Source organism: Pseudomonas sp. NFACC46-3, assembly GCF_900114515.1.
Lineage (GTDB): Bacteria > Pseudomonadota > Gammaproteobacteria > Pseudomonadales > Pseudomonadaceae > Aquipseudomonas > Aquipseudomonas fluorescens_Q.
This window is the reverse complement of record NZ_FOTH01000026.1, coordinates 43057-57097: the sequence shown is the minus strand read 5'-3', so window position 1 is coordinate 57097 and position 14041 is coordinate 43057. Positions and strand designations below refer to the sequence as shown.

The 14041-nt window shown below is 59.5% G+C and carries 13 protein-coding genes and 1 pseudogene; 3 read left to right on the top strand and 11 right to left on the bottom strand.

The features are described from left to right. Positions 1-80 precede the first annotated feature (80 nt). Positions 81-1097, bottom strand: coding sequence for an amidohydrolase family protein (locus BM300_RS22560; RefSeq protein ID WP_170862094.1), 1017 nt, complete (start codon positions 1095-1097; stop codon positions 81-83). Between the two features lie 120 nt (positions 1098-1217). Here BM300_RS22560 and BM300_RS22555 point away from each other — a divergent pair, with 120 nt between their 5' ends. Then, positions 1218-2078, top strand: a complete 861-nt coding sequence (locus tag BM300_RS22555) for a pirin family protein (protein ID WP_092464113.1) — start codon at positions 1218-1220, stop codon at positions 2076-2078. A gap of 125 nt (positions 2079-2203) precedes the next feature. Here the strand turns inward: BM300_RS22555 and BM300_RS22550 are convergent, their stop codons facing one another. The 3 genes and pseudogenes from BM300_RS22550 to BM300_RS22540 all read right to left on the bottom strand — a co-directional run. After that, the gene (locus BM300_RS22550) at positions 2204-2932 is read right to left on the bottom strand and encodes a dienelactone hydrolase family protein (RefSeq protein WP_092464082.1); all 729 of its coding nucleotides are present in this window, start codon (positions 2930-2932) and stop codon (positions 2204-2206) included. A gap of 70 nt (positions 2933-3002) precedes the next feature. After that, positions 3003-4907: a molecular chaperone HtpG gene (gene htpG / locus BM300_RS22545; RefSeq protein WP_092348827.1), complete on the bottom strand. Its 1905-nt coding sequence runs from the start codon at positions 4905-4907 to the stop codon at positions 3003-3005. Positions 4908-4994: 87 nt separating this feature from the next. Next, positions 4995-5114 (bottom strand): annotated as a pseudogene (locus BM300_RS22540) (PaaI family thioesterase); the annotation flags it as partial. A 117-nt stretch (positions 5115-5231) separates the two neighbouring features. Here BM300_RS22540 and BM300_RS22535 point away from each other — a divergent pair. Beyond that, positions 5232-6119, top strand: a complete 888-nt coding sequence (locus BM300_RS22535; protein ID WP_092224689.1) for a DMT family transporter — start codon at positions 5232-5234, stop codon at positions 6117-6119. A gap of 5 nt (positions 6120-6124) precedes the next feature. Here BM300_RS22535 and BM300_RS22530 read toward each other — a convergent pair whose 3' ends face one another. Beyond that, complete coding sequence (locus BM300_RS22530) at positions 6125-6586, bottom strand: PaaI family thioesterase (protein WP_092464079.1); 462 nt, start codon at positions 6584-6586, stop codon at positions 6125-6127. After that, entirely contained in the window at positions 6583-7059 is a 477-nt protein-coding gene (locus tag BM300_RS22525) for a PaaI family thioesterase (protein WP_092147835.1), read from the bottom strand. Before BM300_RS22525 ends, BM300_RS22530 begins: the two co-directional genes overlap by 4 nt. A 157-nt stretch (positions 7060-7216) precedes the next feature. Between BM300_RS22525 and BM300_RS22520 the strand changes: the two genes are divergently transcribed. Continuing rightward, positions 7217-7465 (top strand): hypothetical protein, encoded by a 249-nt coding sequence (locus tag BM300_RS22520; protein WP_063324847.1) that lies wholly within the window; start codon positions 7217-7219, stop codon positions 7463-7465. 73 nt (positions 7466-7538) lie between these two features. Here BM300_RS22520 and BM300_RS22515 read toward each other — a convergent pair whose 3' ends face one another. The 5 genes from BM300_RS22515 to lpdA all read right to left on the bottom strand — a co-directional run bounded on the left by BM300_RS22515 (position 7539) and on the right by lpdA (position 13991). Then, positions 7539-8276 (bottom strand): DUF599 domain-containing protein, encoded by a 738-nt coding sequence (locus tag BM300_RS22515; protein ID WP_063324846.1) that lies wholly within the window; start codon positions 8274-8276, stop codon positions 7539-7541. A 216-nt stretch (positions 8277-8492) separates the two neighbouring features. Then, entirely contained in the window at positions 8493-9806 is a 1314-nt protein-coding gene (gene brnQ, locus BM300_RS22510; protein ID WP_063324845.1) for a branched-chain amino acid transport system II carrier protein, read from the bottom strand. A 492-nt stretch (positions 9807-10298) separates the two neighbouring features. Beyond that, positions 10299-11183, bottom strand: a complete 885-nt coding sequence (gene sucD, locus BM300_RS22505; RefSeq protein ID WP_003179236.1) for a succinate--CoA ligase subunit alpha — start codon at positions 11181-11183, stop codon at positions 10299-10301. Beyond that, positions 11183-12349: an ADP-forming succinate--CoA ligase subunit beta gene (gene sucC, locus BM300_RS22500; protein WP_003179235.1), complete on the bottom strand. Its 1167-nt coding sequence runs from the start codon at positions 12347-12349 to the stop codon at positions 11183-11185. Before sucC ends, sucD begins: the two co-directional genes overlap by 1 nt. 196 nt (positions 12350-12545) lie before the next feature. Continuing rightward, the gene (gene lpdA / locus BM300_RS22495; RefSeq protein ID WP_092147830.1) at positions 12546-13991 is read right to left on the bottom strand and encodes a dihydrolipoyl dehydrogenase; all 1446 of its coding nucleotides are present in this window, start codon (positions 13989-13991) and stop codon (positions 12546-12548) included. Positions 13992-14041: the final 50 nt, after the last annotated feature.

The window sequence follows — 14041 nt, the reverse complement described above, 5'->3', positions numbered from 1 at the left end:
GCTCGACTGCGCAGCAGTCGCCAGATTTGGGGCTACTGCGTAGCCCAGCGGGAGCAAGCTCCCTCGCCACAAAAGCGGACTTAGCGGGCCACTGAGCGCGGCAATACCGAAAGAAAGTTATCCCGCGCCACCTTCCGCGCCACGTCTTCGGGCAAGGCATCGAGGAACGGATCGAAACCGCGCAACTCCTTGCCAAGCGTGTTGAAACGTCCTACCACGTCCGACCCCACCATGAAGCGCTCCGGAAAGCGCTCTACCAGGCGTACCCACTCCTGCCGAGGCTCACCCGCCTCGTCCAGCAAGTACGGCGTGAGCACGCTCCAGGACAGGTCTATGTACAGATTTGGATAGGCCTCGAGCATGCGGGTCAGGGTCGGCAACAGAAAATCCAAGCGGGTCTGGTGGCGATGGATTTCCATGCTGGTACCGGCGTGGGCCCAGATGAAGCGCGTGTGCGGATGATTGCGCAACGGCTCCTCGATTTCCGCCAGGTACAGCGGATTTTTCTCACGCTTGGAAGTGATGTTGGAATGCAGCATCACCGGCAGGTCGTTCTCGGCCGCCAAGTGATAGATCCGCGTCATGGCTTCGTTGTTGGCCCGCGGGGTGTCGCCCGAGGTCAGCGCAGTCAGGTCGTCATGGCGGGTGAACACCTCACCGATGCCTTGCCACAGCCCCGGGTACAGGTCGAGCATGCGCTGGATATGCGCGGCGGAGTTCTTGTCGTTGGGATTGAAGCCCGACAGGAATGGATGAAAGTGCCGGCGCTGCTCGTCGGTCAGCTTGCTCACCGCCGCGGCGACAATCACGTCGGTGGCGCTGTACCAATAGGCATCCGCATCGTCACCGGCGTAATAACGAGGACGCTTGGGCTCGTCTTCGTGCCATTTCTTGGCCACTGGCACACCGGAAATCATCACATGCTCGATGCGATTGTCCGCCATCGCCTGGAGCAACTTGGGCATGCCGGCGGTTTCCTGGAAAAAATCGACGTAATGCAGGTGCGCATCGCTGTAGGCATATTCGCGAGCCGCGGCACCGCTACTCGAAACAACCAGCAGCCAGGCAAAGATCAAACGGGTCAAAGGCACAGGCAGTCTCCAGAAGCCATGAGCAACATAGACCCCCACCGTCCCGCTGGGGTTCAAGGCGTATCTGCCGCGCCTGCCGACGACGGGTTATGCTTCATGCAACCGTTGTTCAACCTGGAAAACAACATGACCACTCCCCTGACCGTTCGCCCCCGCGCCGAAGATGTCGAAGGCCAGCCGATTCTTCGCCCGCTGCCGTCCGCCAAATGCCGCAGCGTCGGGCCTTTCGTGTTCTTCGATCACATGCTGCAAACCACCTACCCGGCGGGCAAAGGAATGAACATCCGCCAACATCCGCATATCGGCCTGTCCACCCTCACCTACCTGTTCGAAGGAAAACTCCAGCACAAGGACAGCCTGGGTTCCGACCAGGTGGTGGACGCCGGGGATGTCAGTTGGATGACCGCAGGCAGCGCCATCGCCCATGTCGAGCGCACCCCCGAGTCATTGCTGGGCAACGCGTTCGTCATGCACGGCTTGCAAGTCTGGCTGGCCTCGCCCAAGGCCCACGAACAAGGCCCCGGGCACTACAGCCATCACCCGGCACACAGCCTGCCCGTCAGCGAGAACCTGGGGGTCAGCATCCGGATGATCGCCGGGTCGGGCTTTTGCCTGGAATCACCGGTGCCGGTGCTGTCGCCGACGCTTTACGCCGAACTGAACCTGCTGACCGCGACGACCTTGCTGATTCCCACCGAGCATGCAGAGCGGGCGCTGTATGTCTTGAACGGCGAGGCGTCGCTGGGCGGTGAGCCGGTGGAACCCCACTCGTTGGTGATACTGCCAAGCGGGGAAGAAATGACGCTGTTTGCAGAGAGCGACTGCCATGCCGTGCTGTTCGGCGGCGCACCGCTGGACGGACCGCGACGGATCAACTGGAATTTCGTCTCCAGCGACCCGGCACGGATCGACGATGCCCGTCGACGCTGGGCAGCCGGAGACTGGCCGACCGTGCCAGGGGAAAGTGAGCGGATCGAGTTGCCCTAGATTCACAACATCCCGTGGCGAGGGAGCTTGCTCCCGCTCGGTTGCGCAGCAACCGCAGAAAAAACGGGGCCGCTACGCAGCCCAGCGGGAGCAAGCTCCCTCGCCACGGGGTTTGCTTGAAGCACTCAGCCCTTGAACACTTCATCCAACAGGTTATGCATCGACCGGAACGCCCGCCCGGCGACCTTGGCGTTGTACATCATCTTGCCCGGCACATTGGCCTGCGGGTCGGTGAACGAATGCACTGCACCGCCGTAGCTCAGCAATTGCCAATCCACCCCAGCGGCGTTCATTTCATCTTCGAAAGCCGGTAGCTGCTCTTTGGGCACCAGCGGGTCGGAGGCGCCATGCATCACCAACACCGCGCCCTTGATGTTCTGCGCATCGGCCGGGTTCGGTGTATCCAGGGTGCCGTGGAAGGAAATCGCCGCCTTCAGCGGTGCGCCGCTGCGGGCCAGTTCCAGGGCGCAGCAGCCACCGAAGCAAAAGCCGAACGTGGCCAGCCTGGAAGCATCGACCTGCGCTTCGTCCTGGCTCTGCAGTTGCTCGAGCGCCGCCTGCATGCGCTTGCGCAACAACGCCCGGTCGTTCTTGAGGGGCATCATCGCCGCTCCCGCCTCATCGGCATTGCTCGGGCGGACCGTCTGCCCGTACAGGTCGGCGATCAACACCACATAACCGTTGGCCGCCACCGATCTGGCGATGTCCTCGGCCCCCGCCCCTACGCCCATCCAATTCGGCGCCATCAGCAACCCCGGGCGCGAGCCCTGCTGGCTAATGTCGAAGGCCAGGCGGCCTTCATAGGTTTGACCTTCAATCTGATAGACCAGCGAACGAACCGTAACCTGACTCATGACGGACTCCTCTTCAATCGGAACACCAGAAATGAAAAAACCCGCCGAAGCGGGTTTTTCCTGCACGTGATTAAGCTGACAGTTCAACCAACAGCTTGTTCAGGCGGCGTACATACGCCGCCGGGTCCTTCAAGCTGTCGCCAGCCGCCAGGGCCGCTTGGTCGAACAGGATGTGCGACAGATCGCCGAAACGCTCTTCGCTCTGCTCGTTGTCGAGTTTTTCCACCAACGGGTGGGCCGGGTTGAATTCGAAGATCGGCTTGGAGTCCGGGACTTTCTGGCCGCTGGCTTCGAGGATCTGGCGCATTTGCAGGCCCAGGTCCTGCTCACCGATGGCCAGGATCGCCGGGGAATCGGTCAGGCGGTGCGAGACGCGCACTTCACTGACAGCATCGCCCAGGGCGGTCTTGATCCGCTCGACCAGGCCTTCCTTGCTCTTGGCGACTTCTTCGGCGGCTTTCTTGTCTTCTTCCGAATCCAGGTTGCCGAGGTCCAGGTCACCACGGGCCACGTCGACAAAGCTCTTGCCGTCGAACTCGTTGAGGTAGCTCATCAGCCACTCGTCGATGCGGTCGGTCAGCAGCAGCACTTCGATGCCTTTCTTGCGGAAGACTTCCAGGTGCGGGCTGTTCTTGACCTGAGCATACGTTTCACCGGTCAGGTAGTAGATCTTGTCCTGGCCTTCCTTGGCGCGGGCCAGGTAATCGGCCAGGCCTACGACTTGTTCGCCATCGTCACCCTGGGTCGACGCAAAGCGCAGCAGGCCGGCGATCTTCTCTTTGTTGGCGAAGTCTTCGGCCGGGCCCTCTTTCATGACCTGGCCGAAGTTTTTCCAGAAGCTCTTGTACTGCTCGGGCTCGTTCTTCGCCAGTTTTTCCAGCATGTCCAACACACGCTTGGTCAGCGCCGACTTCATGGAGTCGATGATCGGATCTTTCTGCAGGATTTCCCGCGACACGTTCAGCGACAGGTCGTTGGAATCCACCACACCCTTGATGAAACGCAGGTACAGCGGCAGGAACGACTCGGCCTGGTCCATCACGAACACACGCTGGACATACAGCTTCAGACCGCGTGGCGCTTCGCGCTGGTACAGGTCGAACGGCGCACGGGCCGGCACGTACAGCAGCGAGTTGTACTCCAGCTTGCCTTCGACCTTGTTGTGGCTCCAGCTCAGCGGGTTCTCGTAATCGTGGGCGATGTGCTTGTAGAACTCCTGGTATTCCTCGTCTTTCACTTCGGTGCGCGGACGGGTCCACAGGGCACTGGCGCGGTTGACGGTTTCCCATTCCACTTCAGGCTTTTCTTCGCCTTCGGCAGCGGTGACTTCCTTCGGCAGCTCGATTGGCAGCGCGATGTGGTCGGAGTACTTCTTGATGATGTTGCGCAGGCGCCAGCCATCGGCGAACTCGTCTTCGCCGGACTTGAGGTGCAGCACAATGCGGGTGCCGCGATCGGCCTTGTCGACGGTGGCGACTTCAAACTCGCCCTCGCCCTTGGACGACCAGTGCACGCCTTCGCTCGCAGCGAGGCCGGCACGGCGGCTGAACACTTCGACCTGGTCGGCCACGATGAACGCGGAATAGAAACCGACGCCGAACTGGCCGATCAGGTGGGAATCTTTCTTCTGGTCGCCGGACAGGTTCTTCATGAAGTCGGCGGTGCCGGACTTGGCGATGGTGCCCAGGTGCGTGATCACCTCTTCGCGGCTCATGCCGATGCCGTTGTCTTCGAGGGTGACGGTTTTTGCGTCCTTGTCGAAGCTCACACGGATTTTCAGCTCAGCGCCGCCTTCCAGCAATTCAGGCTTGGAAAGGGCTTCGAAACGTAATTTGTCGACAGCGTCAGAGGCGTTCGAAATCAACTCGCGAAGGAAAATTTCCTTATTGGAATACAGCGAGTGAATCATCAGGTGCAGCAGTTGCTTCACCTCGGTCTGGAAGCCCAGGGTTTCCTTTTGAGTTTCCACGCTCATGGTCATCAAACTCCAAGTGGATGGTGGTGTCCGCCTCGCTGAGATTGGCGGCGGGATGTCCTCAAGGTGGGGGCAACGCTGATGATTTCAAGGGCGATCCGGTTTTGACGGTTCCTGGATCTTGAAATGGGCCCGGGCAGTGGCGATGGGTTCGGCCTCGACGTCTTGCCAGGCGGTGATCGCGACGTTGGCGACCCGCCTCTGGCGCCTGGCCGGGTACTGACGAAATGCGTTGCGAAGAAATTGCCTGAGCCACGGATAATCGCTGCTTTAATACCCGGCGGCGGTTCACGAAGAACAATGGCCGAATAAAAAGGAGCGTCAATGCATCAGGTAAAGCTGCCATTAGGTGGAGCATTATGGATGGCAGCAAGCCTGCTTTCATTCATAGGCATGGCTGTCGCGGCGCGAGAGCTTTCCAAGTTCATGTCGATCTTCGAGATCCTGTTTTTCAGGTCCTTGGTTGGACTGATCATTGTTTTTCCGGTTATTTACCAACAGCGCGCCAAGCTCAAACAAGCCCGTGACCTGGGTCTACAGATTGGCAGGAACGCGGTTCACTTCGCCGGACAATATGCCTGGACCATTGGCGTGGCATCACTTCCGTTGGTTAAGGTCTTTGCCCTGGAGTTCACCACCCCGATATGGGTCTCCCTCCTGGCGTTTTTATTCTTGAAGGAAAAACTCTCCACCGCCAGGGTATTCGCCGCCATCGGCGGTTTCCTGGGTGTCCTGGTCGTTCTAAGGCCCGGCCTTGATAGCATTGAACCCGCCGCGTTCATCGTTCTTCTGGCCGCCATGGGCTACGCAACATCCATCATCATGGTGAAAAAACTGACGTTGACCAGCAGTCCCGCCATCATCGTGATCTGGATGGTGCTTCTACAATTGCCCTTGGGCCTTGGTCTGTCCCTGGCACAATGGCGTACCCCTACGCTCGCCTGCATCCCCTGGATCCTGCTGTTGGGTATAACGGGTTTAAGTGCGCACTTCGCCATGGCCAAGGCGCTGAGCGTCATGGAAGCTTCCATTGCCATCCCGATTGATTTTTTCAGGGTGCCACTCATTGCCGTCGTTGGTTTTCTTCTCTACGGTGAGCCTCTTGAAATCTGGGTATTGGTCGGCGCAGTGATTATCTTCGCCTCAAACTATCTGACCTTCCGGATCGAACAAAAGAAAATGCCATCGTCAACTTCACCAAGCTCCGAGTGATCAGCTCAAGGGCGATCCGGTTTCGACGGTTCCTGGATCTTGAAATGGGCCCGGGCAGTGGCGATGGGTTCGGCCTCGACGTCTTGCCAGGCGGTGACCGCGACGTTGGCGACCCGCCGGCCCTGGCGCCAGACCTGGCATTTGGCGTAGGTGTCGCGAAACTGTCCGGTGCGCAGGTAATCCAGGGAGAAATCGATGATTTTCGGTATGCCCGACGTACCCGTGGCGATCAACAAATGCACGGCAGCGGCCAGTTCCATGAAACCGGCGATGACCCCACCGTGGATGGCCGGCAGTAAAGGGTTACCAATGTTGTCTTTGTTGGCTGGCAGGCGAAACAACAAGTCGTCGCCCTGGCGCGTGCATTCGACGCCGATGAGTTGGGCATAGGGAATCGAGGCGAGCAGCAGCGCGTAGTCGCCCTGCTCGCAGGCACGGCGCAGTTGTTCCTGGAGGATATCGGTCATGGCTGGCCCACAGCGGTCATCGGACCGCCCTTCCCCATTCCCCTGGCATGCTGGCCCAGGCGCATGAAGGTGCCCACCACATGGGCGATGGGTTGCTCGGGATCGTCCTGGTAGGCGAAACCCCGGGTGAAGATCACGTCCGGGGTCACCCGATAGCATTGGGCGAAGCCGTAGACATCCTTGTGGGGCTCGGCAGCGTGCATGTAGTCGATCCGCAGGTCGAGGGTGGGACAGACTTCGAATTGCGGCAGCACACACAGGGTCGACATACCACAGGCGGTGTCCATCAATGAGGTCAACGCCCCGCCATGGATGATGCCCGTCAGGGGATTGCCGACGATTTGCGGGCTGAACGGCAGGATGACCGTCAGCCCGTCACGACTGGCACTGTGCAACTTCAAGCCCAGCACCTGGCAATGCCTGAGTGCGGATAAAAAACGTGTGGCACGCTCAAAAACGGGGTCTTCGGCCATTCGATCAACGCTCCAATGAGTGACGAGACCTGGCAACAGGCGCGATGCACAAAGTTCCATTGCAGGGCAAAGTTATATATCTGTTACACAACAGGAACTTAATCCGAGGGGTGGCGTTCAAAAGGCCAGTAGTTATTTCCATAAGGAGAAACACCCCATGCGTAAGACTTTTGCTATTGCCTTGATGTTGGCCGCTTCCCTCGGCCTCGCTGCCTGCGATAAAAAATCCGAGGACAAAGCTCAAGATGCCAACCAACACTCCCAAGAAGCCCAGCAGAAAATGGGCGAAGCACAGGATAAAGTGAACGAAGCGGCGAAAGAAAACGCCGAAGCCGCCAAAGCTCAGTCTGAATCGAACAGTGCCGCCCAGCAGGAAGCACCTGCTACCGCGCCTAAAACCAACTGATACGGTTTTAGCAGTGAAGGAAAACCCGCCTGATGCGGGTTTTCTTTTGCCTGCGATTTGGCGGCACCGCCTGTCAGGCCGCTTCCTTGCCCACCTCGGACACTGGCGCTTCGGTGGGGGTATAGACCATCACGTCCAGCACATCGGAGTGAAACTCGCGCTGATACAGCACGAACACCACGCCGGCACTCATCAACATGAATAACCAGGGGCTGACGAACCACGCCAACATGGTCATGCCGAAATAATAGGAACGCAGGCCAAAGTTGAACTGGTTGGCGGCCATGGAAATGACCCGCGCAGCCCTTAGTGCAAAGGCCTTGCGCTCCTGCTCCGACACATGCCGCTCACCAATCATCGGCGCTGAGCCAATCAGGACTGCCGCGAAGTTGTACTGGCGCATGCACCAACTGAACGTGAAGAACGCATACACGAACACCAGTGCCAGGCACAGCAACTTGACCTCCGCCATGCCCTGGGACGCCTGCTGCACCAAGGGTATGTCCGCCAGCAACGACACCGCCCGATCGGACGCCCCGAGTACCGTCAGGATACCGGCCAGGATGATCAATGTGCTGGAGGCGAAGAAGGATGCGTTGCGCTCCAGGTTGCCGATCACGCTGGCATCGGCGATACGGTTCTCACGCAGCAGCATGCGGCGCATCCAGTCTTCGCGGTACAGGTGCATCACGCTGGCCAGGCACGCCGTGTCGCGCGCCTTCCAGGTGGCATAACGGGTGTAGCCCGCCCAGCAGATAATGAACCAGGCGGCGGCAAGCAGGTGGATCAGGTTGGCTTGGATGAATGACATTCGATTTCCTGTATGTCTAAAAACATGACGTCTAAAGCCAGACTTGCCTTGAAATGCCGACCTGTGGGAGCAAGCTCCCACAAGGTTTTGTGCAAGCCTTTCAAGACACTGCTTCGACGTTAGCCCACGGAAAAAGACACTGCACTCAAAAAAAATGCCCCGTATCGATTGATACGGGGCATTTCGGTTCTTGCCGATGAATCTGCCTGTAGCCGCTTAAGCCAACGCTTCGCTGCGCTTGCCCAGCAGGCGATCGCACACCACCGCGACCGCCAGGGTCATCACCGAAGGCACCAGCCAGGCCAGGCCCTGCTCGCTGAGCGGCAGGTGGGCCAGTTGCGTCGGCATCCAGTCTGCCAGGCCGGCGCCCTTGAGCGCGTCGATCAGGCCAAACAGGAACGACACCAGCATCACCGGGCCAACGATGCGCCCCTGCTCGTGCCAGAAGTCCTTGCAGAAGCTCAGGGCCACTAGGGCGATGCACGGTGGATAGATCGCGGTGAGAACCGGAATCGAGAACGCGATCAGCTTGGTCAGGCCCAGGTTGGACACCAGCAGCGAAAACGCCGCCAGGATCACCACCAGGGTCTTGTAGGACAGCGGCAGGACACGGCTGAAGTATTCGGCGCAGGCGCAGGTCAGGCCGACTGCGGTCACCAGGCACGCCAGGGAGATCAACACGGCAAGGAAACCGCTGCCCAGGCTGCCGAAGGTGTGTTGCACGTAGGCATGCAGCACAGCGGCGCCGTTGGTCGCCCCTGCGGCCACCTCATGGCTGCCGGAACCGAGGCGGAACAGGCTGACGTAGACCAGCGCCAGGCCCACCCCGGCGATCAGCCCGGCGATGATCGCGTAGCGGGTGATCAAGGCCGGCGACTCGACGCCCCGGGAACGGATCGCGTTGACGATGACAATGCCGAACACCAAGGCGCCCAGGGTATCCATGGTCAGGTAGCCGTTGATGAATCCTTGGGAGAACGGCGCCGCGATGTACTCGGGGGTCGCCACGCCGATATCACCCGCGGGCAAGGCAAACGCCGCGATGCCGAGCACGGCCAGGGCGATGATCTTCAGTGGCGCGAGAAAGCGCCCGACGGTGTCCAGCAGGCGGCCCGGGTAGAGCGAGATGAAAAACACCAGCAGGAAATACGCTGCGCTGTAGAGGAACAGGGCCAGCGGGCTTTCACCGGTCAACGGCGCCAAGCCGACTTCGAACGAAACGGTGGCGGTACGCGGCGTGGCGAACAACGGGCCGACGGCCAGGTAGCACACCGCCGCCAGCAACCCACCGGCGACTTTGCCGATGGGGCTGCTCAAGGCATCCATTGCCCCGCCCACCTTGGCCAGTGCAACGACCGTGATGACCGGCAGCCCGACCGCCGTGATCAAAAAGCCCAGCGCCGCCATCCAGACATGAGGCCCGGACTGCAAACCGACGATAGGCGGGAAGATGATGTTGCCGGCCCCGACGAACAGGGCAAATGTCATGAAACCAAGCGCCAGGATGTCCTGGCCTTTCAACACTTTCATTAAGGAAACCACACTACTGAATCGGAATTTAGAGAGGGATTTCCCTTATGGGTGAGGGAAATGCTGCCGATCCGTATGGGACCGACCCGTTTAGCGCGGCGCTTCCTTGTGGGCAGCGGTCGCAAAAATGGCTGCTAGCCTAACGAATTTAGCGAAAAAACGCACTGTTAAGGGGCGAACTATCCGATACGCGACATTCCAGTGTCGCGTTTACGTATCTATTTTTCGGCTCGCGGCGGAATTTTCAGGAGCCAGCCCCCCGTGGCGAGGGAGCTTGCTCCCGCTGGGCTGCGATGAAGCAGCCCCCATACAGGCGACCGTATTCATTCAGACAAAATGCGTTGCCTGGTTTACGACTGCTTCGCAGCCGAGCGGGAGCAAGCTCCCTCGCCACAAGAGCCGCCGCCACAACACATGAATTCTCAAGGGCCAGAAACGACAAAGGCCACCCGAAGGTGGCCTTTGTTGCTGGAACAAAAAGTCAGCCGAAGCTTACTTCTTCATTTCCCAGCCAGTCAGCTCGGCCAGGGCCTTGCCGATGTCTGCCAGCGAACGCACGGTTTTCACGCCTGCGTCTTGCAGTGCAGCGAATTTCTCGTCTGCAGTGCCTTTGCCGCCAGAGATGATTGCGCCAGCATGGCCCATGCGCTTGCCCGGAGGAGCAGTCACACCAGCGATGTAGGAAACAACCGGCTTGGTCACGTTGGCCTTGATGTAGGCTGCCGCTTCTTCTTCAGCCGAACCGCCGATCTCACCGATCATGACGATCGCTTCGGTCTTCGGGTCTTCCTGGAACAGCTTCAGGATGTCGATGAAGTTCGAACCCGGGATCGGGTCACCGCCGATGCCGACGCAAGTCGACTGACCGAAACCGGCGTCAGTGGTCTGCTTCACAGCTTCGTAGGTCAGGGTGCCGGAACGGGAAACGATACCGACCTTGCCTGGCAAGTGAATGTGACCTGGCATGATGCCGATCTTGCATTCGCCTGGAGTGATCACGCCTGGGCAGTTAGGGCCGATCAGGGTGATACCCAGCTCGTCGCACTTGACCTTGGCTTCCAGCATGTCGATGGTCGGGATGCCTTCGGTGATGCAGACGATCAGCTTGATGCCGCCGAACGCTGCTTCAAGGATGGAGTCCTTGCAGAAAGGAGCTGGAACGTAGATCACGCTGGCGGTGGCGCCAGTTGCGGCTACAGCGTCTTTCACGGTGTTGAACACTGGCAGGCCCAGGTGCTCGGTGCCGCCCTTGCCTGGTGTTACGCCGCCAACCATCTTGGTGCCGTATTCGATGGCTTGCTGGGTGTGGAAACTACCTTGCGAACCGGTAATGCCCTGGCAGATAACCTTGGTGTCTTTATTGATCAGGACGCTCATTATTTGCCCTCCGCAGCTTTAACGACTTGTTGAGCAGCGTCGGTCAGGCTGGTAGCAGCGATGATGTTCAAACCGCTTTCTGCCAGTACTTTAGCGCCCAGCTCAGCGTTGTTGCCTTCGAGGCGAACAACAACCGGGATTTTCACGCCGACTTCTTTCACGGCGCCGATGATGCCTTCGGCAATCATGTCGCAGCGAACGATGCCGCCGAAGATGTTGACCAGTACTGCAGCGACGTTAGTGTCGGACAGGATGATCTTGAACGCTTCGGTTACGCGTTCCTTGGTAGCACCACCGCCCACGTCGAGGAAGTTGGCTGGCTTGCCGCCATGCAGGTTGACGATGTCCATGGTACCCATGGCCAGGCCGGCACCGTTGACCATGCAGCCGATGTTGCCTTCCAGGGCTACGTAGTTCAGTTCGAACTTGGCAGCGTGCGCTTCGCGCGGATCGTCTTGCGACGGATCGTGGAAAGTCTTCAGCTTAGGCTGACGGTACATGGCGTTGGCGTCGATGTTGATCTTGGCATCGAGGCAGTGCAGGTCGCCGTCGGCCTTGATCACCAGCGGGTTCACTTCCAGCAGTGCCAGGTCGTGGTCCTGGAACAGCTTGGCCAGACCTACGAAGATCTTGGCGAATTGAGTGACCTGCTTGCCTTCCAGGCCCAGCTGGAATGCCAGCTCGCGACCCTGGAATGGCTGTGCGCCAACCAGTGGATCGATGGTGGCCTTGAGGATTTTCTCAGGGGTATCGTGAGCGATTTTCTCGATGTCCACGCCACCTTCGGTGGAAGCCATGAACACGATGCGGCGGCTCGAACGGTCAACGACAGCGCCCAGGTACAGCTCTTTAGCGATATCAGTGCACGATTCAACCAGGATCTTGGTGACTGGCTGACCGTTGGCGTCAGTCTGGTAAGTCACCAGACGCTTGCCCAGCCACTGCTGTGCGAAGGCTTTGGCGTCTTCTTTGCTGCGAACCAGCTTGACGCCGCCCGCTTTACCGCGACCACCGGCGTGAACCTGGGCTTTGACAACCCATTCGCTGCCGCCGATTTTGTCGCAAGCTTCTGCTGCCGCTTCCGGGGTGTCTACCGCGTAACCGGTGGATACTGGCAGGCCGTACTCAGCGAACAGCTGCTTACCCTGATACTCGTGAAGATTCATGCTTATTACCGTCTTCGTTAGGTACTGCGCATTCGGTGCTGCACCGTTCTGGTGCCGCACCACCTGTGACTGCTGCTTGCGTAGCTTTCCAGTTAACCGGTGCAGCTACGCAAGGCTGCGTCCAGCGGATATTCCGCGGTGAGTCTTGCTCGCAAGGCTCACGACGGGCCATACCGCCGTGGTTTCTTATTGTCTATTAACGCTTCTTGCGGTTGGCCACGTGGATGGCGCCGCCATTTACGGCCAGGGCCGCTTCGTGCAAGGCTTCGGACAGGGTCGGATGGGAGAAGACCATCATGCCCAGATCTTCAGCGCTGGTGCCGAATTCCATGCCGATCGCGCCTTGCTGTACCAGCTCGGCAGCGCTCGGGCCAATGACGTGAACGCCCAATACGCGATCCGTCTTGGCATCGGCGATGACTTTCACGAAACCACCGGTATCGTTGGCTGCCATGGCACGGCCACTGGCTGCAAACGGGAAGGTGCCGACGTTAACTTCAACGCCTTCGGCTTTCAAGGCCTGCTCGGTCTTGCCGACCCATGCGATTTCCGGGTGGGTGTAGATAACCGAAGGGATCAGGTCGTAGTTCATCTGGGCTTTGTGGCCCTTGATGCGCTCGACGACCATGATGCCTTCCTCGGACGCCTTGTGCGCCAGCATCATGCCGCGAACCACGTCACCGATGGCGAAGACGCCCGGTACGGTGGTGGCGCAGAAATCATCAACCTTGATGAAACCGCGTTCGTCGAGGTCCACGCCGCTATCGGCAGCCAGCAGATCGGTGGTCACCGGACGACGGCCGACCGCAACGATCAGCTTGTCGAAAGTGATGGTCTGTTCGCCATTGGCGTCGGTGTAGTTGACCACGACTTCTTCGCCGTTGACCTTCGAACCGGTCACGCGAGCGCCCAGCTTGATGTCCAGGCCCTGTTTGGTCAGGGTTTTCAGCGCTTCCTTGGAGACCGCGGCATCGGCGGCCATCAGGAAGGTGTCGAGGGCTTCCAGGACGGTCACTTGCGCGCCCAGGCGCGACCATACCGAACCCAGCTCGAGGCCGATCACGCCGGCGCCGATCACGCCCAGGCGTTTTGGCACGCTCTGGAATTCCAGGGCACCGGTGGAATCGACGATCACGTTCTGGTCGACCGGAGCCGGCGGAATGTCGATCGGACGCGAGCCTGGCGCCAGGATGACGTTCTCGGCTTCGATCACTTCAACCGAGCCGTCTGGCTTGGTCACTTCGACTTTCTTGCCCATCAGCAGCTTGCCGTGGCCCTGGATCGAAGTCACGCCGTTGGCCTTGAACAGGGTGGCAACACCCGAGGTCAGGCCTTTGACGATGTTGGCTTTGCGGCCAACCATGGCAGGCACGTCAATGGTGACATTTTCGCGGTTGACACCGCCAATACCGTGAATGGCCAAGCCGTCTTGCGCTTCGTGGAACTTCCAGGAGCTGTCCAGCAGCGCCTTGGAGGGAATGCAACCGACGTTCAGGCAAGTACCGCCAAGGGCCAGCTTGCCCTCTTTGTCGGTGTATTTCTCGATGCAGGCAGTGGTGAGGCCCAGTTGCGCAGCCTTGATGGCCGCTACGTAGCCGCCAGGGCCCGCACCAATCACTACCACGTCGAATTTCTGAGTCATGAGTCATTCCTTTTCGAATCAAACCGAACGGTCACTTGTGGTGACCGTCG